This window comes from Dyella telluris, assembly GCF_014297575.1.
GTDB classification, from domain to species: Bacteria; Pseudomonadota; Gammaproteobacteria; order Xanthomonadales; family Rhodanobacteraceae; genus Dyella; species Dyella telluris.
Window position 1 is genome coordinate 2,225,664 of record NZ_CP060412.1, and the last position, 22,758, is coordinate 2,248,421.

The window sequence follows — 22,758 nt, forward strand, 5'->3', positions numbered from 1 at the left end:
CGACGGCCAGCACCGGTTCAACGCAGTATCTGCAGATACTTCCGCACGGTAGAGGCAAGGCCTTCGTAGAGCGCCTCGCCAATCAGCGCGTGTCCGATCGATACTTCCGCCAGACCAGGAATGGCTGCCTTGAACGTGCCGAGGTTGGCCTGGCTGAGATCGTGCCCGGCATTGACGGCCAGGCCCGCCTGCTGAGCGCGTCGTGCGGTGTCCGCACAGCGCGCGAGCTCTTCCTGCACATCGCCTTCCTCGAAGGCCTGTGCATAAGGGCCCGTGTAAATCTCGATGCGCTGCACGCCGATGGCCAGCGCCGCATCGAAACCGGTGGCATTGGAATCCACGAACAGGCTCACGCGGCAACCGATATCGCGTAGCTCCGCGACCAGTGGCCTGAGTGTGTCGATATCACGCGCGAGGTCAAAGCCATGATCGGACGTGATCTGGCCGTCGCCATCGGGAACCAGCGTGACCTGGGTGGGGCGCACTTCGCGCGCAAGCTCGATCAGGCCCGGATAGCTGCCACGTGCAGGCGCAAACGGATTACCCTCGATGTTGTACTCCACGCGGCCACGCGTCAGCGACGCGAGCGCGCGCACGTCTTCAGGTCGAACATGACGCAGGTCGGGACGCGGGTGCACGGTGATGCCGCCGCAACCCGCATCGATGCAGGTGTGTGCGGCGCGCAGAATGTCCGGTTCGGTACCGCCGCGCGAATTGCGCAGCACGGCGATCTTGTTGACGTTGACGCTGAGCAGGGTCATGGGTTGTTCGATACTCGCTTGCGGGGCGCATGGAGGCGCCGGAACAGTCGCGGGTTGGACACAGTGCGCCGTTCAGACGGGGCCGGCAAGTGTCCACTGACGGATGCGGCGCGGATCGCCCTGCCAGGCCAGGGTACCCACATGCTCGTCGTCCAGGATCAGCCGATGCAGTTGCCACAGGTTGGTCTCGTGCCCTTCCAGTCGATGCAGCACGGGAAGATCGGGAGCACCGGCAATGCTCAGGCGATGCAGGCCGAACGCCAGCCCGCGGCCCAGTGCTTTCAGCACGGCCTCTTTGGCAGTCCACAGTTCCAGAAAGGCGCGGTCGCGCTGGTCCGCCGGAAGGGCTTCGAGGGCGGCGCTTTCGTCCGGGCTGAAATAGCGCCGGGCAATCGGCACCGCCTTGGGGTGGGCGCGCAGGCGTTCCAGATCCACGCCCGGAAGCACGCCGCGCGCCACGGCGATCAGGGCCTGGTCGTGGCTGTGGGACCAGTTGAACGACAGCGTGTCTCGCTGTCCCCCGGCAAGCACCGGTCGCCCGTGCTCCTGTGCTTCCAGCGCTACGTCGGCCGCTGGCACGCCCAGATAGGCGCCCAGCATCGCCAGCAGCGGCGCCCGGCCCTGGTGATGGTCATAAGCGAGGCGCCAGACATGGATCTCGTCGTCGGCCAGTCCGGCAGCCAACTGGGCCGGTGTGCGGCCGTCGGTGGTGATCATCCGCGCATGTTGCCGCCCAAGAGGTGATACTTACAAGCACGGCAGACGCGCAGGAACGGAGCGTCCCCGCCCGTCGCACCCACCGCAGGGAAGCCCTCATGTCGGAGAACACCGCTTGATCGCCGGATGGCTATTGCTGCTGGCTTCCCTGCTGTACGTCGGACTGCTGTTCGTCGTTGCCTACCTCGGCGACCGTCGCCCGCTCTATCCGCGCCAGCCGCGCCTGCGTCCGTTGGTATACAGCCTGGCCCTGGCGGTCTATTGCTCGTCGTGGACGTTCTACGGCGCAGTGGGTACGGCCGCGCGCGAAGGCCTGGGTTACCTGCCGATCTACCTCGGCCCGATCCTGCTGTTCGTGTTTGGCTTCGGCCTGTTGCGCCGCCTCGTGTTGCTGGCGCGCCAGCGCAACATCACCTCGATCGCCGACTTCATCGGTGCGCGCTTCGGCAAATCGCACGGGCTCGCTGCACTGGTGGCGGTCATCGCCGTCATCGCGGTGGTGCCCTACCTCGCCCTGCAGTTCAAGGCGGTGGCGATGTCCTACGCGGTGCTCGGCAGCGCCGTGCCTCCCGGCACCTCGCAGTTCAGCGACAGCGCGCTGTGGTGCGCGATCCTGCTGGCCACGTTTGCGATCCTGTTCGGTACGCGCACCATCGACGCCACCGAGCATCACCACGGCATGATGCTGGCCATTGCCGTCGAGTCGCTGATCAAACTCGTGGTGTTCATCGTGCTGGCCGGCTACGCGTTGTGGCGCGGTCCCGGGCTGGCCGCCACCGCCCAGCTTCCGGTGCAGCAGTTTTCCGAAGGCGTGTCGCCGGGCTTTCTCGCGCAGACCCTGCTCGCCTTCTGCGCCATGTTCTGCCTGCCGCGCCAGTTCCAGATCGGCGTGGTGGAATGCGAAGACCCGCACGACGTGTCGCGCGCGCGCTGGCTGTTTCCGGCCTATATGGTGATCGTCAGCCTGGCCGTGCTGCCCATCGTTGCGGCAGGCCTGCACCTTCCGCAGCTGCAGGGGGGCAACAAGGATGCGTGGGTGCTGACGCTGCCGATGGCCTACGGCGACCGGTCCATGGCGCTGCTGGCCTTCCTTGGCGGTTTCTCCGCGGCCACCGGCATGGTCATTGTGGCGTGCGTGGCACTGTCCACCATGATCAGCAACGACATCGTCATGCCGATGCTGCTGCGGGTCCGCGCGTTCAAGCTCGAACAGCGCGCGGATCTTTCCCAACTGGTGCTGCTGGTGCGTCGCATTGCGATCATCGCGCTGGCCGCCATGGCGTACGTCTACTACCGCGTAGTGGCGGACACCACCAACCTTGCGGCCACCGGCCTGCTGGCGTTTGCCGCCGTGGCGCAGTTCGCGCCGGGCATCGTCGCTGCGCTGTATTGGCGTGGCGCCAGTCGCAAGGGCGTGGCGGTGGGCCTGGCCACGGGCTTCCTGGTTTGGGCTTATACCCTGCTGCTGCCGGCCATGAACCGCTCGGCAGACTGGCTGGACGATGGCCCGATGAAACTCAGCTGGTTGCGGCCGCAGGCGCTGTTTCACCTGAGCGGTTGGGATCCGGTGATGCACGGCACGTTCTGGTCGTTGCTGGTGAACGTGGCCTGCCTCATCTTCGTGTCACTACGTTTCCGCCCGAGCCTGGAAGAGCGCCTGCACGCGGCGATGTTCATCGACCCCTATGCCGTCGACAACCGTGGCGCCGGTGACTGGCGTGGTCGCGTGGCCGTGGCCGACCTGCGTACCATCGCCGAGCGCATCGTCGGTGAACGCAGCACGCAGCGTGCGTTCGACGACTATGCGGAAAGGCGCGGCAAGGCGCTGCAACCCGGGGAAGCGGCGGATCGCGCGCTGATCCAGTACACCGAACGCCTGCTTGCTTCGGCCGTGGGCGCGGCAAGCGCGCGACGTATCCTGATGGGCGCACTCTCCGGCTCGGGCCTGGATATCGCCGAGGCCATGGCGCTGCTGGATGAAGCCTCGCAGGAACTTCGCTTCAACCGCGAGCTGCTCTCCACCACGTTGGAGAACGTCTCGCAGGGCATCAGCGTGGTCGACGCCAACATGCGTCTGGTCGCGTGGAACCGCCGCTATCTCGAGCTGTTCGACTATCCCGATGGCATGGTCTATGTCGGTGTGCCGGTAGCCGATCTCATCCGCTGGAACGCGGATCACGGCGAGTGCGGCCCCGGCGAAGTCGAGGCCCATGTCGGCAAGCGCATCGCGCACATGCACGCCGGTTCGCCGCACGTATTCCAGCGTATTCGCCCTGATGGTTCGGTGATCGAGATGCGCGGCCGTGCACTGCCCGGCGGCGGCTATGTCACCACGTATACCGACGTCACCGCGTACAAGCACGCCGAGCAAGCGCTGATCGAAGCCAACGAGAATCTTGAACAGCGCGTGGACCAGCGCACTGCCGAACTCAGCGAAGCGCTGAACTCAGCCGCCCATGCGCGACGCGAAGCGGAGATGGCCAATGCGTCGAAGACGCGCTTCCTCGCGGCAGCCAGTCACGACCTGTTGCAGCCGTTGAATGCGGCGCGTCTGTTCACCGCCGCGTTGCGCCAGCATCCGGGCCTGGATGGCGAAGCGAGCCTGCTGGCCGAACGCATCGATGCGTCGTTCCGCGCAGCGGAGGACCTGCTCGATGCGTTGCTGGATACGTCGCGGCTGGATGCCGGCAGCTACCGGGCGGACGTGAGCAACGTGGCGCTCTCGGACCTCTTCGAATCGCTCAAGGCACAGTTCGCGGTGCTCTCGCAGCAGCGCGGTCTGCGCTTGCGCGTGGTACCGACGCGCCTGGCGGTGCGCAGCGATCCGATGTTGCTGCGTCGCATCCTGCAGAACTTCATTTCCAACGCGCTGCGCTACACGCGCGAAGGCGCCATCCTGCTGGGCGCACGACGCGTCGGCAATGAAGTGCGCATCGAAGTATGGGACACCGGGCCTGGCATTGCCGAAGAGCAGCGTGCACGCATCTTCGGCGAGTTCCAGCGACTGGACCGACCTTCGCCATGGGGTGAGAAAGGACTGGGCTTGGGCTTGTCGATCTGCGAACGCATCGCCGGCATCCTGGACCACAAGCTGGAACTGAAATCACGTGAAGGCAAAGGCAGCTGCTTCGCGGTGCGCGTGCCGCGCGCGGAGAGCGCCGTATCGCGCCGGCGCCCCGTGCATCCCGTCTCCAGCGAACAACTGCCGCTTACCGTGCTGTGCCTGGACAACGACCCCGCCATTCTCGATGGCATGCGTGCCCTCCTGCAGCGTTGGGGAGTGGACTGCCGCACGGCGCTCGATGTGACCCAGGCCGAGGAAGAACTGCGTCGTGGCGGCATCGACCTCATTCTGGCCGACTACCACCTCACCGATGATTTCGATGGTCTGCAGGCACTCGATGAATTGCGAAGCGTCGTCAGCGATCTGCCGCCAGTGGCCATGATCACGGCCGACGGCAGCAGCGAGCTGAAGCAACGCGCACGCGCGCTTGGCTATCCGATCCTGCACAAACCGGTGCGACCGGCGGCACTACGCGCTCTGTTGAGTGCACTCGTTAGACGACAGACTACGGCGTAGGACGAGAAGTGCGTGGAGAGTAGTGAGAGGTGAGAGAGAGCCACAGCCTGCATCTCTCACTTCTCACTACTCTCCACTCACTCCTCGCACCTCAACCTTCTTCGTCATCCGGTAACGACGGCATCGATTCCTGATCGATGGCGAGATGGCTCGCCGCGAGCGCGACCTGGGTGCGATTGTTCACGCCAAGCTTGCGCATGATCGCCGTCATGTGCGCTTTGACCGTCGCCTCGGATACGCCCAGGTCATAGGCGATCTGCTTGTTGAGCAGGCCCTCGGCGATCATGGTGAGCACGCGGAACTGTTGCGGCGTCAGCGTAGCTACGCGATCGGCAACCGCCGCCTCGTCGGGCTTCAGCTCCATGCCGCCGCCGACCAGCTGGTGCGGCAGCCACACATCGCCATCGAGCACCTTGCGGATCGCGGTGATGATGTCTTCGCCCGGCGTGGATTTGGGAATGTATGCCGATGCACCATGCGCCAACGCGCGTCGAGCCACCTGCACGTCCTCGTGTCCCGACACCACGATGGTGGGAAGCCCGGGAAACTGCCCGCGGATGTGCGCCAGCGCGGAATAGCCGCGGGCGCCCGGCATGTGCAGGTCGAGCAGCAACAGTTCGGCGTCGGGGTACTGCTCGATCAGGCTGAGCAGGGTGTACACGCTGTCCGCGGCGTGCACGCTGGCATCGGGGATGGCCGCGACGACAGCGCGTTGCAGGGCGTCGCGGAACAGCGGGTGATCGTCGGCAATCAATACGTCAGGCATGGTCTTTCAGCTTGGCCTTTTCTGTAGGAGCGCACCCTGTGCGCGACCATCGACGCATTGCGATGTCCATGGTCGCGCACAGGGTGCGCTCCTACATGCTGTCGGTTACTTGATGAGTCGTTCGTCCACCAGGTTCTTCACCACGCCCGGATCGGCCAGCGTGGAAATGTCGCCCAGCTGGTCAGGCTGGTTCTCGCCGATCTTGCGCAGGATGCGGCGCATGATCTTGCCCGAGCGCGTCTTCGGCAGGCCCGGTGCCCACTGCAGGAAGTCCGGCGTGGCGATGGGTCCGATTTCCTTGCGTACCCAGGCGACCAGTTCCTTGCGCAGTTCTTCGCTGCCCTGCTCGCCGGCGATCAGGGTGACGAAGGCATAGATGCCCTGGCCCTTGATGTCGTGCGGTGCGCCGACCACGGCGGCTTCGGCCACCTTGGGATGCGACACCAGGGCGCTTTCCACTTCGGCGGTGCCGATGCGGTGGCCGCTCACGTTGATCACGTCGTCGACGCGGCCGGTGATCCAGTAGTAACCGTCTTCGTCGCGGCGCACGCCGTCACCGGTGAAGTAATTGCCCGGATAGGCGCTGAAGTAGGTGTCGATGAAGCGCTGGTGGTCGCCATACACGGTGCGCATCTGGCCCGGCCACGAATCGGTGATCACCAGGTTGCCCTCGGTCGCGCCCTGCAGCACGGTGCCGCTGGCATCGACCACGGCCGGCACGATGCCAAAGAACGGCCGGGTGGCGGAACCGGGCTTGGCGTCGATGGCGCCCGGCAGCGGCGTGATCAGGATGCCGCCGGTCTCGGTCTGCCACCAGGTATCCACGATCGGGCAGCGCTCGTCGCCTACCACGCGGTAATACCACTCCCAGGCTTCCGGATTGATCGGTTCGCCCACCGAGCCGAGCACGCGCAGTGAGGCGCGCGAGGCTTTCTTCACCGGCGCCTCGCCTTCGCGCATCAGCGCGCGGATGGCGGTGGGTGCGGTGTAGAACAGCGTGACCTTGTGCTTGTCCACCACGTTCCAGAAGCGGCTGGTATCCGGGTAGTTCGGCACGCCGTCGAACATCACCGTGGTCGCGCCGTTGGCCAGCGGGCCGTACACCACGTAGCTGTGGCCGGTGACCCAGCCCACGTCGGCGGTGCACCAGTACACGTCGTCCTCGCGCAGGTCGAACACCAGCTCATGCGTGTAGCTGGCGTACACCAGGTAACCGCCGGAGGTATGCAGCACGCCCTTGGGCTTGCCGGTGGAACCGGAGGTATAAAGGATGAACAGCGGATGTTCCGCATCTACCGGCGTCGGCGGGCAATCGGCGGACTGGCCTTCCATCAGCGTGTGGAAGTAGCGGTCGCGCGGCGACTGCATCGGTACGGCGCTGCCGGTACGGCGCACCACGATCACGGTTTCCACGCTATTGGTGCCCGGGCGCTCCAGGGCGGCGTCCACGTTGACCTTCAGCGGGATTTTCTTGCCGCCGCGCACGCCCTCGTCAGCGGTGACCACCACCTTGCAGGTGGAGTCGGCGATGCGGCCGGCCAGCGAGTCAGGCGAGAAACCGCCAAACACCACCGAGTGGACAGCACCGATGCGCGCGCAGGCCAGCATGGCCACGGCCGCTTCAGGGATCATCGGCATATAGATGGCTACACGGTCGCCCTTGGTGACGCCAAGGTGCTTGAGCGTGTTGGCGAACTTGCACACCTCGGCGTGCAGTTCCCTGTAGGTGATGTGGCGGGACTCGTTCGGGTCGTCGCCCTCGAAGATGATGGCCGTCTTGTCACCGCGCTCCGCCAGGTGGCGGTCCAGGCAGTTGGCCGAGACGTTCAGCTCGCCGTCTTCGTACCAGCGGATGTGCAGGTTGTGCGGGTCGTAGGAGACATTCTTGATCTTGGTGGGAGCCTTGCTCCACAGCAGGCGCTGGCCAACCTTGCCCCAGAAGCCCTCCGGATCCTTGACCGACTCGGCGTAGAGCCGCTCGTAGTCGTCCTTGCGGATACGCGCCTTGGCGGCGAAATCGGGCCTGACGGGGTAGAGCTTGGACATCGCGGGGCTCCTGCGGCCGGCGCTGCCGGCCTCCTCATGGTTGAATGTCGCCGCTTGCCACGGCGGTAGCGGCCGAGTGTAGCGGTTGGCCGGTGATCGGTATGTTTCCTTGCCATGTCACCGCTTTCGACTTTGGTCGAGGTTAGACCAAAGGTTAATAGGCGTCCGCAATGCAGCATGGACATTCTCGGGGGGTCATCGACCTGGGGAGGCCTGCCATGACACTGCCTACAACCGCACGTCGCCATGCCCTGTTGGCACTCAGCATCGCTTGCGCGCTGAGCCTGCCGTTGGGGGCCTATGCGCAGAACACGACCAAAAGCACCAAGAGCACCACCCGCGAACAACAGCTCGAGAACCGGGTGAACCAGCTGGAACAGGAACTGGCCGAACTGAAGGCCATGATCCAGGAACAGAAGACCGCCACCACGCAGGCCACGCAGACCGCGCAACAGGCCCAGGTCGCCGCTACCCAGGCGCAGACCACGGCACAGGCGACGCAGACCAAGGTGGAGGCAGCACCCAAGCCGCAGTTCACCACGGCGCCGGGCCTCTCGGTGGCCCTGCATGGTTTTGTCGACGCCACCGTGTTCGGTCAGGACAAGACCTTCATCAATTACGGCAACGGCCAGAACGCGGAGATCCCGGCACCGCCCACCGCAGCCAACATCAAGAACGGCTACGACGGCACGCTCAGCGGCGCGGACATCCGCAACACGCGCTTCTGGCTGGACTTCACCGGCGCCCGCCTGAATGACAACTGGAACGGCAGCGGCCGCCTCGAGATGGACTTCTTCGGCGGCAACAACGGCACCGGCGCGTATGCGGGGCAACAACCGGTCCCGCGCCTGCGTCAGGCCTACATGGACATCGTCAATCCGAACTGGGGCACCACGGTTCGCATCGGCCAGATGTGGGACCTGATGTTCCCGCTGGAAAACGTCCCCACCTCGCTGTCGCATGTCGCTTTCCCGCTGGGTTACGGCTCCGGCATCGTGGGGTGGCGCTATCCGGGCGTGATCGTCATGCAGGATCTCAACCACGGTACGCAAGGGGTGCAGTGGCGCTTCGACCTGGCCGTGCTCGAAGGCAACTGGAGCGGTCCGCAGAACGGCGCGGGCAATGTCACCACCAACTACCTCAATGCCGGCTCGGCCAACTACAGGCCGCAGGTGGAAGCACGCATCCATGCACAGAGCGGCAACTGGCTGGCGTATGCCACCGTGCACTATTCGGAGATCGACCTGCACGGCGTGGGCGACATCGAGCCCAAGCCGCCGCGCGACACCCTCAACAGCTTCGGCTACGACCTGGGCGGCCAGTGGAAGCCCGGTCCGTGGACGTTCAAGGGGCTGATCTACGCCGGCAGGGCGCTGGGTGAAATCTTTGGCGCCATGTCGCAGTTCGGCAACATCAAGGAAGCGGGCGGTTTCGTGCAGGCGGGCTACAACTTCACGCCCAAGTGGAGCGTCAACGGCTTCTACGCGGCCGCGCGTCCCAACCGCGACGACGTGCTGGCGTGGACGGCTCCCGGCACGGCCACCGCACCCGGCACGGCACTCCTGCGCAACAACATGTCGGCGCTCAGCGTGCAGTACGCCTCGGGCAACTACGAGCTGGGCGTGGAATGGCTGTACGACGATATCCGCTACCAGCTGAAGAACTCGCAGTCGAGCCACACCACCGACGGCAACCAGGTCAGCTTCAGCGCCATGTACAAGTTCTAAGCGTCTTGCGGCGGCCATGCGGAGGGCATGGCCGCCGGTATGACCGGGCAGGGCGAAGGGAGCAGCCCAAACCGGAATGAGGAGAGGAAGGCACAGGGCGGCGCGCACCGCTCCAGCGGCTTGCGCCCCGAACACACCATCCATGGAACCGATCAAGCGTCACAACCGAGGGCTTTTATCATGGCTACGACCGCCGTCGACATGCGGGGATCGCTCGACACCGGCCACCGCCGCGTCATCCTGGCTTCCAGCCTGGGCACCGTGTTCGAGTGGTATGACTTCTATCTGTACGGCTCGCTCGCCGCACTGATAGGCAAGCACTTCTTCACCGGCCTCAACGAGACCAGCCAGTTCATCTTCGCGCTGCTCGCCTTTGCCGCCGGCTTTGCAGTGCGTCCGTTCGGCGCCATCGTGTTCGGGCGGCTGGGCGACATGATCGGGCGCAAGTACACCTTCCTCATCACCATCATCATCATGGGCCTGTCGACGTTCTTCGTCGGTGTACTGCCGGGCTACGCGAAGATCGGCGTGGCCGCGCCCGTCATCCTGATCGCGCTGCGCCTGCTGCAGGGCCTGGCCCTGGGCGGCGAATACGGAGGCGCCGCCACCTATGTCGCGGAGCATGCCCCCAACGGCAAACGCGGCCTGTACACCAGCTTCATCCAGATCACCGCGACGTTCGGCCTGTTCCTGTCGCTGCTGGTCATCCTGGGCACGCGCATGGGCCTGGGCGATGCCACCTTCGACGAATGGGGCTGGCGCATTCCGTTCCTGGTGTCCTCGCTGCTGCTGGCGGTGTCGGTGTACATCCGCATGCAGTTGCACGAGTCGCCGGTGTTCAAGCAGATGAAGGCGGAAGGCAAGCACTCCAAGGCACCGCTCACCGAAGCCTTCGGCCAGTGGAAGAACCTCAAGATGGTGATCCTCGCGCTGCTTGGCGCGACGGCCGGGCAGGCGGTGGTGTGGTACACGGGCCAGTTCTATGCGCTGTACTTCCTTACGCAGAGCCTGAAAATCGACGGCACCACGGCCAACCTGCTGATCGCCGCCGCGCTCGCCATCGGTACGCCGTTCTTCGTGTTGTTCGGCTGGCTGTCCGACCGCATCGGCCGCAAGACCATCGTGCTGGCCGGCTGCCTGTTGGCCGCACTGACCTACTTCCCGATCTTCAAAGGCCTTACGCACTTCGGTAATCCGGCCATCGAAGCCGCGGCGGCAACGTCGCCGGTGAAGGTAGTAGCCGATCCCAAGGCATGCAGCTTCCAGTTCGATCCGGTAGGCAAGACCAAGTTCACCAGTTCGTGCGACGTGGCCAAGAGCGCACTGGCGAAGAAGGGCATTCCATACTCCAACGTGTCGGCCGAGCCGGGTGCCATCGCGGAGGTGAAGATCGGCGACCAGACCATCACGTCGTTCGAAGGTGCAGCGCTGGACAGCAAGGCGTTCGCCGCGCAGGGCAAGGCGTTCGGCACGCAGCTGGGCACCACGCTCAAGGCAGCGGGCTACCCGGAGAAGGCCGATCCCGCGCAAAGCAACTACGTCATGCTGATCGTGCTGCTGGCGATCCTGGTGATCTACGTGACCATGGTGTATGGCCCCATTGCAGCGTGGCTGGTGGAAATGTTCCCCACACGCATCCGCTACACCTCCATGAGCCTGCCGTATCACATCGGCAATGGCTGGTTCGGCGGATTCGTGCCGACCATCGGCTTCATGCTGGTGGCCTGGAAGGGCGATATCTACTACGGCCTGTGGTATCCGATCATCGTGGCGATCGGCACCTTCTTCATCGGCCTGTTGTTCCTGCGCGAAACCAAGGACGTGGACATCAACTTCTGATCGAAGGCAACGCAACGACGAAGGCGCGACGGCTCACCGTCGCGCCTTTTTCATGCCTGCCATTCACAGGCTTCGGATCACCCCGACGATCGCCAGCAGGATCACCGCGCCGATCAACGCATGCAGCACGCTGTTGACGAACGGACCGAAGGCCACGAAATGCACGCCCAGCCTGGGCAGCAGCCAGCCGGCGAAAAATGCGCCGACGATACCGATCACGATGTTGCCGATCAGCCCGAAGCCAAAGCCGCGCACGATCAGGCCGGCGAGCCAGCCGGCGATGGCGCCGATCAAAAGGAAAATCAGCAGACCTTCAACGGTCATCGCATGCTCCTCTGTGGGCGGTGCATGAAGTATCCATGGGCTGAATGAGCGGGAGGGAAACGCGTGGGCTCACCTTCAGCGGCGGGTTGGTGATGTCGCAGGAACGTGCATGCCCACGCCGTCACGGGTGACAGGGTTCCATCGCTCTACTATGGTCGCGACCATGGCGAAGCACGGCACCGGGAGGGCGCCGCATGCCCGACCTCCGACGTGCCAAGGGAAAGCGACGCCCCAGCATTCGCCATCACTGGCGCCACGTGCTGGGCTGGACCGCGCTGGTGCTCGATCACCTCAAGCCCGTGCGTGTGTCGCTGCTGGTGCTGGCGGTGGTCGCCATTGTCACGGTGACCGTGGACCAGGCCGCGGAGCTGTTCCTGATCGCCCTGTGGACGGATCCCAGCCGGAGCCGTTATCTCGGCCTGCTGGCCAGCAGTGCGCTGGCTGGTTTCGCCATGTGGTACGCCGCGCGCAATGCCTATCGCCTGCGTTATCCGCGCTGGCCGGCATTGCAGGACGAACGCGCCGCCTTCCTGCGCGACTGGTTGCCCCGCTTGCTGGGTGCGTCGGTGCCGCTGCTCGTCTGCATCGGCTACGTGATTGCGCTGGCGCGCCTGCCGCACGGCCCGTGTGACCTTACCGAGCAATGCATGCAGCGTGGCTGGCGCGCCATGGGACTGCTGGTGGAGTCGGCCGCCATGATCGCCTTTTTCGTCGTGCGGCGACGCGTGACGCGCATGCTCCGGCATCGCGGGGCAACCACGCGCCCGCACCACGACCGTCCGCGCGACGAAAAGCGCGTGTGGCGCGTCAGCGACCTTGGGCGGTGGACGGTGGCGAGCTACGTGGTCGCCGTCATCCTCAATGTTGTCGCCACCATCGTGATCGCCATGGTGCCGGAGCTGCTCGATGGCATCGGACCGCTGGCGATCCTGCTCATTGCCGAAGCCTTCCTCTGCTATACGGGCGGCCTGTTGTGCATGATCGGGGACCGGCGCGGCGTGCCATTGCTCAGCGTGCTGCTGCTGGTCAGTGCATCACTGCACTGGTTGCACCTCAACGACAACCATCATGTGCGGCAGTACCCGGCCATGAGCACGCACGAGCATCCGGCCGTGCAACCGGCCGACACGCGGCCCGGCTTTGATGCCTATGTGGATAACTGGCTCACCACGCGTTGCGTCGGGCGGCAGCCTTGCCCGGTGATCCTGGTATCGGCGGAAGGCGGCGGTATCCGTGCCGCCGCCTGGACCACCGAAGTGCTGAGCCGCCTCACCGCCGACACCCAGCAAGGACAACCCGCCCACAGTGAGCCGCTGTTTGCGCATTACCTGCTGGCGGCCAGTGGCGTATCGGGTGGAAGCCTGGGGTTGGCGGTATACACCGCCTCGCTGGCGCAACCGCAGCCGGTGGATGTGTCCACGCTCGAGCCGCGTGCGCGCCGCATGCTCAGCCACGATTTCCTCGCGCCGACGCTCGCCAACGCATTCTTTGTGGACCTTACCCAGCGCTGGTTGCCGGGTGCGTGGATGAACGACCGCGCACGCGCCCTGACGCGCGCCTGGGAATCCGCCGCGCGCGAGGAAGGCATACCGGCCTTTGCGCAACCGTTCTCCGCGCTCTATGCGCCAGGCACGGCCGCGTCGACGTTGCCGGCCCTGTTCCTCAACAGCACCACCGTGGCGGAGGGAAAGCGCTTTATCCAGCATCCCTTTGCGCCCGTGGCGACGCCGCAACGACAGGCGTGGACCGCCGGCTTCGATGGTTCCAGCTGGCTCGATCCGCGCGTGCCGCTGAGCGAGGTGGTGCTCAACAGCGCGCGGTTCACCTATCTCAGCCCTGCGGGCACGCTGGAGGCGAACATGGCCAATCCGCCCGTGCCCGCGCGCCTGCAACTGGTCGACGGCGGTTACTTCGAGAATTCCGGCGCCACCACCCTGCTGGAACTGTTGCACCTGGTGCGCGACAAAGCCCGGCAGCGCGGCATACCGCTGCACTTCATCATCATCCACATCAGCAACGACCCGCTGATGGGCGACTTCGTCGAGCAGCACGATGCCAACCACCCCATGCCGTTCTATTCCGTCGCGTGTCCTGCTGCGCCCGGCCGGGCAGCCGGCCGCGTGAGTGGCGAAGCCATCGCCCCGTTGAACGCCTTGCTCGACACACGCAGCGCACGTGGCGAATACGCGCGCGTGCAACTGCTCGACGCGCTGAGGCCCAACACGGCCAGCCCGGCGAATGGCGACATCCTGTGGCATTTCCGCCTGTGCCCCGGCGACTATCCCATACCCATGGGCTGGACCATTTCCACGCCCGTGTTCACCGAACTGGACCGCCAGTTGAACCGCTATCCGATGGATGCCTTCGGCGCGACCTTGCGGGCCCAGCTGGCGCCCACGAGATAGGTCACCTTGTAGGAGCGCACTTGTGCGCGACCGCGGCGTCGAAACCGATAAGTCGTTGACGGCTTGGCGCTTGTTGGTCCATCGGCGAAGCGACGGTGCCTGGCGCTCGCGCGCAAGCGCGCTCCTACAAAAGGGGGAACGGTTGCACGTGTCTCGTCGCCTGAGACATCCCCGGCGCACACTCGACCCATGGTCGACTCCTTCCTTCCTTTGCAGGCCCTCAAGGGCCGCGGCGCCGCTTCCAATCCGGAAGGGCGCTTCGAGTCCATCCGCCACCACGCGGAAGACGACGGCTGGCAGAGCCTGATGCTCGACGAGCAGGCACCGCGCCCGCGCACGGAAGTTACCGAGGAACGTGCGCGCAGCGTCATCACCCGCAACGATTCGCCGGACATCCATTTCAACCAGGCGTTGAACCCATATCGCGGTTGTGAGCACGGCTGCATCTACTGCTTTGCTCGCCCTTCGCACAGCTACCTCAATCTGTCGCCAGGTCTCGACTTCGAAACCAAGCTGCGCGCGAAGAGCAACCTGGCCGAAGTGCTGCGGCATGAACTGGCGCGGCCATCCTATACGGTCAGCCCGATCAACATCGGCAGCAACACGGATCCCTACCAGCCCGTCGAGCGCCGCTGGAAACTCACCCGCGCTGCGCTGGAAGTGCTGGCCGAATGCCGGCACCCGTGCACCATCGTCACCAAGAACGCCATGGTGGAGCGCGACCTGGACATCCTCGCACCGATGGCGAAGGACAACCTCGTGCAGGTGTTCGTCTCCATCAATTCGCTGGACAACCATCTCGCCGCGAAACTCGAGCCGCGCGCCAGCGCCCCGCATCGTCGCATCCAGGCCATCCGCACGCTGCGCGAGGCCGGCGTGCCGGTGGGCGTGCTGGTGGCGCCCATCATTCCGGCGCTCAACGACAGTGACCTGGAAGCCGTGCTGGAACAGGCCGCAGATGCAGGTGCGACCTGCGCCGGCTACACCACGCTGCGACTGCCGTATGAACTGAAGGCATTGTTCCGCGAATGGCTGGCGCTGCATGTGCCGCAACGCGCGGCCCACGTGATGAGCCTGATCCAGCAGATGCATGGCGGTCGCGACTACGACAGCGACTTCTCCACCCGCATGCGCGGGCAGGGCGTGTTCGCTGAGCTGATCCGTCGTCGCTTCGACGTGGCCTGCCGCAAGCACGGTTTCGGTCGAGCCCGTGAGTTGTGGCTGGATACCACCAAGTTCGTGCCGCCGCGTAAACCCTCGCCGCAGGGACAGCTGTTCTGACAAGCCGCCGGTGGGAGCCACCGGCGGCTTCAGGAGATTACTTCGACGGCGGCAGGTACTTCTCGAACCACATCAGCGCGCGCTGCAGCACGTCGCGCTGGTGATCGGTATCGACGAAGTGGTGGCCTTCGTTCGGGTACACCACCAGCGACGTCGGCACGCCGAGCGCGCGTAGGGCATGCCAGTACTCGAACGACTGCGGTGCCGGGCATTCCGCATCGCGATCACCCACCACGATCAGCGTCGGCGACTTCGTCTGCTTGATGAAGTTGATCGCCGAGCTCTTCGCGTAGACCTGCGGGTCGTCGTACACCGACGCGCCGAAGAAAGGGATCATCCACTGGTCGATCAGGTTCTGGCCGTAATAGCTCTGCCAGTTGGCGATGCCGGCGCCGGCCACCACCGCGCGGAAACGCTGCGTCTGGGTGGGAATGAACATGCTCATGAAGCCGCCGTAGCTCCAGCCGGTAAGGCCAAGGCGCTTGTCATCCACCGGCAGTTTCTTCTCGATGGTGTCGATGCCGGCGAGGATGTCGCGCAGGTCGCCGTGGCCAAAGTCCTTGCGATTGGCCTGCACATAACCCTCGCCCTGGCCGAAGCTGCCGCGCGGGTTGGGCATGAACACGAAGTAGCCCAGCGACGAGAACGGCACGCCGCCGAAGCCCACGCCTGGCCAGCGCGGAATCACCGCGCTCGACGGACCGCCGTGCACGGTGACGATCATCGGGTACGACTTCGACGCATCGTAGTTGGCCGGATACAACAGCCAGCCCTGCACATGGTGGCCTTCGTTGTCCCACTCGACCGATTCGGCCTTGCCCCAGCCGGGCTTGAGCGCGGCGTTGATGCGGGTGACAGCTGCCGGCGCGGTTTCACCCAGCGCGCCCGCATGCACTTCCGGTGCCTCGGCGTAGGAGCTCTGCACGAACGCGACACGGCTGTGATCGGCCGACAGTGACAGGCCCATCTCGGCACTGCCGTCACCGATGTTGGCGGGCAGGGTGAACAGGGCGCGTGCCTGCGTGGCCTTGCCGGCGTCCACGTCGTACTGGGCGACCTGGCTCTGGCCATTGGTGACCTGCGCCACCAGCATCTGCTGCGCGCCGGTCCATGCGAACCACGCTGGCGTTACCCGCGTACCTGGCGTGAGGTTGGTCGGTTCGCCGCCGGTGGCCGGCACGGCGTAGAGGTCACCACCGGTGGCACCCTGGTCGCTCATCAGGCCGCCAATGAAGGCGATGCGCTTGCCATCGGGCGACCAGCGGGGCAGGGCCATCTGCAGGCCGTGCAGCGGGCCCTTCACCGTCGAGGGATCGAGAATCTCGATAGCCTTCTGTCCGGACGCGGCGTTCTGCACGTAGAGCTTCGCCACCCACCAGTTGTTGTCGCCGGGCGGGCGTGCCGCCGTGTAGGTGATGCGTTGGCTGTCCGGCGACCAGGCGAACTCGTACGCGTAGATGTCTTCCGGCGTGAGCAGATGCACGGCGCCGCCGACGGCGTCGACGCTGGCGACGCGCTGCACTTCCAGGCCGTCCACGCCGATCTCTCCCACCGACGGCTTGGCCGCGTACACCGCGCTTGCGCGTCGGGTGCCGTTGGGCACGTAGAGGAAACCGAGCGCCTTGCCATCCGGAGACCAGCTGAGGCCCTGCGCCACGCCGGGCAGCGATGCCATGTGCCTGGGCGATTCCTTGGCCTGCGTGTCGGCAATCAACAGGTCTTTCTGGCGGCTACCGCTCGCACAGTTGGACAGGAACGCGAGATGCCGCGAATCGGGCGACCATGCGGGATCGGTCTCGCTGCAGTCGGTGGCCTTGGCCACGCCGATGCGGTGCGCGTCGCTGCCATCGGCCTTGGCCACCTCGATGGCCTCCTTGCCGTCCGTACGTACGACCCATGCTAGCTGGCTGCCATCGGGCGACCACTGCACGGCGCTGATGGCGCGGACCTTGCCGAGCTCGCCCAGCAGTTTCTCGATGCGCGGATCCACGCTGGGCGCGGCGTGGAGAGCGGGAGCACAAGCGGCAACCAACAGCGGCAGCAGCAGACGGGCGTGGTGTTGCATGGCAAAGCCTGGAAGCGAAGACGAAACGCCAAGCTATCAGGCCTGCCGTTCTGCGCCAACACGCCTCAGCGCGACAGGGGCGCCGGGCCCTCTGCTTCCAGGCAATGACGGGCGATCTGGCGTCGCACGAGCTGTTCGAACTGTGCCGACGGACGGTCGGATTCGCGCCGGCACAGAGCGGCCAGGTTGCGGCCGATCTGGATGGGCGTGACCAGCAGCCCCCACGGAAAACCCCACCAGCCCAGCGTCGCGCAGTACAGCGTGCTCAGCCATTGATCGCGGCGGCCACAGCGACGGCAACACACGTTGCGCCGCGTGTTCCAATGCGTGATCAACACCATCGAATGCACGCGATGATGTTCATGCACATCGATCGGCTGGTCGCTCCGCCGGCAGGTCGGGCAGGTCGCGTGGCGCCACTCGTCCATCTGTCGTTGCAGGATGTCCCCGGGCACCCGCTCGGCCATTTCGTGCAGCGGATGCGCACGTGCGCAGGTGTCGCTGCAGTAGCGGCGCGTTCCCAGCCGGTGGCCGCCAAACAGGATCGACTTGCCGCATTGCTGGCACGAGCTCATGGCCTTCCCCGGAAGTTCCTGCGACAAAGCTAACCCGCAGAGACCACCGGCCCCATCCAACGGATGGCCGTCTGGACAGAAAGGCGGGGAACTGCTTCGCCTTAGTGCGCGGAAGGTGTGGACGACGCGCTGGCCGCCTGCAGGCGGGCCTGCTGCACCGCGGCGATCTTCGCCTTGATGGACGGCACGGCCGCCAGCGCAGCCCGTTCGCCTTCGAGGATGGCCTGGTCGCGTTGTTCGAAATCCGTCGAGCCGATCTGGTTCACCTTCGGGCGAATCACCACGTCCGCCCGTGCCAGCTCCTGCTCGCCTAGCTTCTGTCCCATGATGCTGATGGACTGCCCGACGATGCCAAGCATGCCCTGTGGATTCGTGCCGCTGGCCTTGCTGGAGATATCCACGGCAATCACCACGTCCGCGCCGAGTTGACGCGCGGCATCCACCGGCACGGGGCTGACCACGCCACCATCAACGTAGTGCTTGCCGTTGATCTCCACCGGCTCGAACACGCCGGGCACGCTGCTGGATGCGCGCACCGCCTGACCCGTGTTGCCCCGCACGAACACCGTCCGCTGCCCGGTTTCCAGCTGGGTGGCCACCGCGGCGAACGGCACGTTGAGCTTGTCGAGCGGGCGGTTCTTCACCTGCTGGTTCACGTAATCCTGCAGCTTTTGTCCCTGCACCACGCCGCCAGAGAACAGGCGCACGTCGCGGATGCTGGCCTGGTCCAGCGCGCTGGCGGTTTCCTGCAGCTGGAACGCATCCATGCCGCTGGCATACAGCGCACCCACCACGCTGCCTGCGCTGGTGCCGGACACCACATCCGGATGGATGCCGTTGGCTTCCAGCATCTTGATCACGCCGATATGCGCAAACCCCTTCGCCGCACCGCCACCCAGCGCCAGCCCGATGCGCAGCTTCACCACCGGCGGCGGCGCGATGGGCGCGGGCGGTGGCGTCGGCCTGGTGCCGCCGAAGCAGGCGCAGAGCGCCAGCGTGGCGAGCAAAGGGAAAAGCGAACGGAGGCGGCGGGTGGACGTCATGTCGGTGGCGATGATGGGTGGATGGGGCGGCCGATCCTTCGGCGGCGGAGCGTGCTGGCGGGCGAGTTTACGACTGGCTGAGGGCGCCGTGATGGCGGAATGGGGTTTTCGTTGGGCGCGGGTCAGCTTGCCTGACCCGTGTGGTGTGCAGAGGCAATGGCTTGGCGGCAGGCCTGATCGTTCTCCTTTCACTGCCCCCGGGGTAAAACCCCGAGAGGCATGCTGCACAACTGCCACCGGCAAGCATGTCTGTAGGAGCGCACTCTGTGCGCGGCAGCCTGACGGAAGCGGTATCAACCCGGCGCTGCGGTCGCGCACAAGTGCGCTCCTACCGGTGTTTGCCAGCCGCCTGGACGGCCTGATCTTCTCCCGTTCGGGAGAGGAAGCATGGCGGCGCGTCACCATGGCCAGACCGCGCCACACCGCCCAGAACATCAAAGGGAAGCCGGCTTCGGCGCCAGCTTCCCCAGCGACGCCTTACCCCGCGGCGTCCGCCTCGACGTGGTAATGCGTCGCCACTTCCACTTCCTTCTTCGAGCCGAGGAACACCGGCACGCGCTGGTGCAGGCCGGACGGCTTGATGTCCATGATGCGTTCGCGACCGGTGGTGGCCGCGCCGCCGGCCTGCTCGATGATGAAAGCCATCGGGTTGGCTTCGTACATCAGGCGCAGCTTGCCGCCCTTGGACTTGATCTTGGCGTCCAGCGGATAGAAGAACACGCCGCCGCGCGTGATGATGCGATGCACGTCGGCCACCATCGAAGCGACCCAGCGCATGTTGAAGTCCTTGCCGCGCGGGCCGTCCTTGCCGGCAAGAAGCTCGCCGATGTAGCGCTGCATGGGCGCTTCCCAGTGGCGCTGGTTGGACATGTTGATGGCGAACTCGGCCGTTTCCTGCGGAATCTGGATGTCGCGGCGGCTGAGGATGAAGCTGCCCACTTCGCGGTCCAGCGTGAACTCATGCGTGCCGTGGCCAAAGGTGAGCACCAGCACGGTGGCCGGGCCGTACACCACGTAGCCGGCGGCGAGCTGGGTGGTGCCTTCCTGCAGGAAGTGCTCAGCCTTGGGTTCGGTGATGCCGTCGGGGCAGCGCAGCACCGAGAAGATGGTGCCCACCGAGATGTTCACGTCGATGTTGGAGCTGCCATCCAGGGGATCGAACAGCAGCAGGTGGTGGCCCTTCGGGTACATGTCGGGGATGGGCTGCGGATCTTCCATTTCCTCCGACGCGCACGCCGCGAGCTGGCCGCCCCATGCGTTGGCTTCGAGCAGGATCTCGTTGGAGATCACGTCCAGCTTCTTCTGTGCCTCGCCCTGGATGTTGCCCGTGCCGGCCTCGCCCAGCACGCCGCCCAGGGCGCCCTTGTTGGTGGCCACGGCGATGCGCTTGCAGGCGCGCGCCACGACTTCGATCAGGAGGGACAGCTCGGCATTCATGCGGCCGGCGCGGCGTTCCTCGATGAGGAACTGGATGAGCGAGATGGACTTCATGGCAAACCCGCAAGCAAAGGGATGCCTATTGTCCCGGCAGATGCCTCCGCTTGTCAGCTCAAAAGCTGACCAGTGGGTTCATCTTCCCGTTCTTAAACCATTTTCCGGGAAACCACCCGGGGTCAAGGCGGCGGCGCGGGAGGAATCGGGCTACCCCTGCTGACAACACGTTGGCAGCAGGGGGTCCGCACACTTCCTTCTCGTCAGAAGGAGGGAGTCTCATGCGCGACACGGTGTATTTCCTGGCGTTCGACGGCTTTGCGGACTGGCATGCGGCGCATGCGCTCTGCGAAATCCGCCGTCCGGGCGATTGGCAGTTGAAGACGGTGGGCTTTTCCCTGCAGCCGGTGCTGTCCATGGCGGGCCTGCGGGTAGTGCCGGAACTGACCCTGGACCAGCTCGACCTGCGACGCGCCGCGCTGCTGATCGTGCCCGGCGGATATCTGTGGGAACACGGGCATGGCGAGGAAGCGGTGGAGGCGGTGCGCCGTGTCCATGCGGCGGGCGCGCCGGTGGCCGCCGTGGACAGTGGTGTGCTGGTGCTGGCCCGGGCCGGGCTGCTGGATGCCTGCCGTCATACCGGCAGCTGGCCCGGCCACATCGGCGCCCACGTACCCGGCTATGCCGGTGCGGAGCACTTCGACCCGCTGGCGCTCGCCGTGAGCGATGGCCGGGTGATTACCGCCAGCCAGCTCGGCAGCGTGGAATTTGCCCGCGAGGTGATCCGCGCGCTGGATCTCTACAACCCGAGCGATCGCGAGCACTGGTACCGCCTGTTCAAGCACGCCCAGCCGCCACCGTGGTGCGCCGGTGAAGCCGCCGCCGTGGCGGCCTGATCAAGCAACCCGACGAGGAGGACGTCATGGCATTCCCGCTTGGAAAGATCCTGATGGCTTATCGCCCGCTCTATCTGCGGGGCTTGTTGATGGATGGCCAGTACCGACTGCCGGTCAGCGCGCCGGAGCCGGAGAAGGGCAAGAAGGTGGAGCAGAGCAAGGAAGTCGCGGCGACGCGTGCGCCTGCCGCATCCAACACGTTACGAGGAGCTCGCGCATGACCCGCACCTATCACGGCAGCTGCCATTGCGGCACGGTTCGCTATGAAGCAGATCTTGATCTCTCCGCCGGCACCGGCCGCTGCAATTGTTCCATCTGCCGCAAGCTGCGCTTCTGGGGCGCCATGGCGGACCTGAAAACCTTCCGCGTCGTGAGCGGCGAAGACGCGCTGGTGAACTATCGCTTCGGCACCGACAGCACGCAGAACCTGTTCTGCCGTCACTGCGGCACGCACTCGTTCCACCGTGGCTATGTGGAACAGATCGGCGGCGAGTTCGTCTCTGTCAACGTCACCTGCCTGGACGACGTGAGCGACGAGGAATGGGCTGCCGCTCCGATTCGCTATTCCGATGGTCGCGACAACAACTGGTGGAACGCACCCGCCGTTACCAGCTACCTGTGAGGAACATGCCATGACCGCGCCACGCGTCACCTTCTATCACGCACCCAACAGCCGTTCCGCCGGCACCCGCGGCCTGCTGGAAGAACTGGGCGTGGAGTACGACCTGCACGTGCTCGACTTCAAGAAGAACGAGCAGCGCGCCGCGCCGTACACCGCGATCAACCCGATGGGCAAGGTGCCAGCCATCGCCTATCGCGGCGAGTTGGTGACCGAGCAGCCGGCAGTGTTCCTTTTTCTTGCCGATCTTTACGCAGACAAGGGGCTGGCGCCTGCGTTGGACGATCCCCTGCGTGGTCCGTATCTGCGCTGGATGGTGTTCTACGGCTCGTGCTTCGAGCCTGCCGCCGTGGATCGCGCGATGAAGCGAGAACCGGTGCCGCCATCCACCAGTCCCTACGGTGACTGGGACACCATGTTCACCACGCTGGTGACGCAGCTGGAACGCGGTCCGTACATGCTGGGCGAGCGCTTCACCGCCGCCGACGTGCTGTGGGGCACCGCGCTGCGGTGGATGACGATGTTCAAGCTGGTGCCGGCCTTGCCGGTGGTCAGCGCCTATGTGGAGCGCGTCATGGCACGGCCGGGCATGCAGCGGGCGGCCGAGCTGGATGAAGCGCTGGCGGCGACATTGGCGGCGTGACGTGAAGTGGGCGCTGCGACACACCCATGACTCCCGGCGC

General features: G+C 65.5%; 18 protein-coding genes. 9 read left to right on the plus strand and 9 right to left on the minus strand.

Annotation, left to right across the window (positions count from 1 at the left end; translation table 11 throughout):
* Positions 1 to 17: 17 nt before the first annotated feature.
* Entirely contained in the window at positions 18 to 761 is a 744-nt protein-coding gene (locus H8F01_RS10040; RefSeq protein ID WP_187058881.1) for a pyridoxine 5'-phosphate synthase, read from the minus strand.
* Positions 762 to 833: 72 nt separating this feature from the next.
* Entirely contained in the window at positions 834 to 1,478 is a 645-nt protein-coding gene (locus H8F01_RS10045) for a 4'-phosphopantetheinyl transferase family protein (protein WP_187058882.1), read from the minus strand.
* Between the two features lie 115 nt (positions 1,479 to 1,593).
* On the opposite strand from H8F01_RS10045, the gene H8F01_RS10050 reads away from it, so the two are divergent.
* On the plus strand, positions 1,594 to 5,058 hold the full coding sequence (locus H8F01_RS10050) for a hybrid sensor histidine kinase/response regulator (RefSeq protein ID WP_187058883.1): 3,465 nt from the start codon (positions 1,594 to 1,596) through the stop codon (positions 5,056 to 5,058).
* A 91-nt stretch (positions 5,059 to 5,149) separates the two neighbouring features.
* Here H8F01_RS10050 and H8F01_RS10055 read toward each other — a convergent pair whose 3' ends face one another.
* Both H8F01_RS10055 and acs read right to left on the minus strand, forming a co-directional pair.
* A complete protein-coding gene (locus H8F01_RS10055) occupies positions 5,150 to 5,824 on the minus strand; it encodes a response regulator transcription factor (RefSeq protein WP_187058884.1) in 675 nt (224 codons plus the stop codon).
* A gap of 105 nt (positions 5,825 to 5,929) precedes the next feature.
* A complete protein-coding gene (gene acs / locus H8F01_RS10060; protein WP_187058885.1) occupies positions 5,930 to 7,870 on the minus strand; it encodes an acetate--CoA ligase in 1,941 nt (646 codons plus the stop codon).
* A gap of 218 nt (positions 7,871 to 8,088) precedes the next feature.
* Here acs and H8F01_RS10065 point away from each other — a divergent pair, with 218 nt between their 5' ends.
* Together H8F01_RS10065 and H8F01_RS10070 are read left to right on the plus strand one after the other, a co-directional pair.
* Positions 8,089 to 9,597 (plus strand): porin family protein, encoded by a 1,509-nt coding sequence (locus H8F01_RS10065; protein WP_187058886.1) that lies wholly within the window; start codon positions 8,089 to 8,091, stop codon positions 9,595 to 9,597.
* Between the two features lie 180 nt (positions 9,598 to 9,777).
* Positions 9,778 to 11,436 carry an MFS transporter gene (locus H8F01_RS10070; protein WP_187058887.1) on the plus strand — a complete coding sequence of 553 codons (1,659 nt, stop codon included), beginning with the start codon at positions 9,778 to 9,780 and terminating at the stop codon, positions 11,434 to 11,436.
* 63 nt (positions 11,437 to 11,499) lie between these two features.
* Here the strand turns inward: H8F01_RS10070 and H8F01_RS10075 are convergent, their stop codons facing one another.
* Positions 11,500 to 11,760 carry a GlsB/YeaQ/YmgE family stress response membrane protein gene (locus H8F01_RS10075; RefSeq protein WP_187058888.1) on the minus strand — a complete coding sequence of 87 codons (261 nt, stop codon included), beginning with the start codon at positions 11,758 to 11,760 and terminating at the stop codon, positions 11,500 to 11,502.
* A 194-nt stretch (positions 11,761 to 11,954) separates the two neighbouring features.
* On the opposite strand from H8F01_RS10075, the gene H8F01_RS10080 reads away from it, so the two are divergent.
* Both H8F01_RS10080 and H8F01_RS10085 read left to right on the plus strand, forming a co-directional pair.
* Entirely contained in the window at positions 11,955 to 14,165 is a 2,211-nt protein-coding gene (locus H8F01_RS10080) for a hypothetical protein (protein ID WP_187058889.1), read from the plus strand.
* A 189-nt stretch (positions 14,166 to 14,354) separates the two neighbouring features.
* Complete coding sequence (locus tag H8F01_RS10085; RefSeq protein WP_187058890.1) at positions 14,355 to 15,446, plus strand: PA0069 family radical SAM protein; 1,092 nt, start codon at positions 14,355 to 14,357, stop codon at positions 15,444 to 15,446.
* A gap of 37 nt (positions 15,447 to 15,483) precedes the next feature.
* Here H8F01_RS10085 and H8F01_RS10090 read toward each other — a convergent pair whose 3' ends face one another.
* The 4 genes from H8F01_RS10090 to H8F01_RS10105 all read right to left on the minus strand — a co-directional run bounded on the left by H8F01_RS10090 (position 15,484) and on the right by H8F01_RS10105 (position 20,620).
* Complete coding sequence (locus tag H8F01_RS10090; RefSeq protein WP_187058891.1) at positions 15,484 to 17,511, minus strand: alpha/beta hydrolase family protein; 2,028 nt, start codon at positions 17,509 to 17,511, stop codon at positions 15,484 to 15,486.
* A gap of 65 nt (positions 17,512 to 17,576) precedes the next feature.
* Positions 17,577 to 18,086, minus strand: coding sequence for a hypothetical protein (locus tag H8F01_RS10095; RefSeq protein WP_187058892.1), 510 nt, complete (start codon positions 18,084 to 18,086; stop codon positions 17,577 to 17,579).
* 101 nt (positions 18,087 to 18,187) lie between these two features.
* A complete protein-coding gene (locus H8F01_RS10100; protein ID WP_187058893.1) occupies positions 18,188 to 19,129 on the minus strand; it encodes a patatin-like phospholipase family protein in 942 nt (313 codons plus the stop codon).
* 477 nt (positions 19,130 to 19,606) lie between these two features.
* Positions 19,607 to 20,620 (minus strand): class 1 fructose-bisphosphatase, encoded by a 1,014-nt coding sequence (locus H8F01_RS10105; RefSeq protein WP_187058894.1) that lies wholly within the window; start codon positions 20,618 to 20,620, stop codon positions 19,607 to 19,609.
* 221 nt (positions 20,621 to 20,841) lie between these two features.
* Between H8F01_RS10105 and H8F01_RS10110 the strand changes: the two genes are divergently transcribed.
* From H8F01_RS10110 to H8F01_RS10125, 4 genes are read left to right on the plus strand one after another with little or no spacing between them, the layout of a single operon-like run.
* Positions 20,842 to 21,456 carry a DJ-1/PfpI family protein gene (locus tag H8F01_RS10110; RefSeq protein ID WP_187058895.1) on the plus strand — a complete coding sequence of 205 codons (615 nt, stop codon included), beginning with the start codon at positions 20,842 to 20,844 and terminating at the stop codon, positions 21,454 to 21,456.
* Between the two features lie 26 nt (positions 21,457 to 21,482).
* Positions 21,483 to 21,677: a hypothetical protein gene (locus H8F01_RS10115; RefSeq protein WP_187059429.1), complete on the plus strand. Its 195-nt coding sequence runs from the start codon at positions 21,483 to 21,485 to the stop codon at positions 21,675 to 21,677.
* A complete protein-coding gene (locus H8F01_RS10120; protein ID WP_187058896.1) occupies positions 21,674 to 22,078 on the plus strand; it encodes a GFA family protein in 405 nt (134 codons plus the stop codon). Before H8F01_RS10115 ends, H8F01_RS10120 begins: the two co-directional genes overlap by 4 nt.
* 10 nt (positions 22,079 to 22,088) lie before the next feature.
* On the plus strand, positions 22,089 to 22,718 hold the full coding sequence (locus H8F01_RS10125) for a glutathione S-transferase family protein (protein ID WP_187058897.1): 630 nt from the start codon (positions 22,089 to 22,091) through the stop codon (positions 22,716 to 22,718).
* The last annotated feature ends 40 nt before the right edge of the window (positions 22,719 to 22,758 follow it).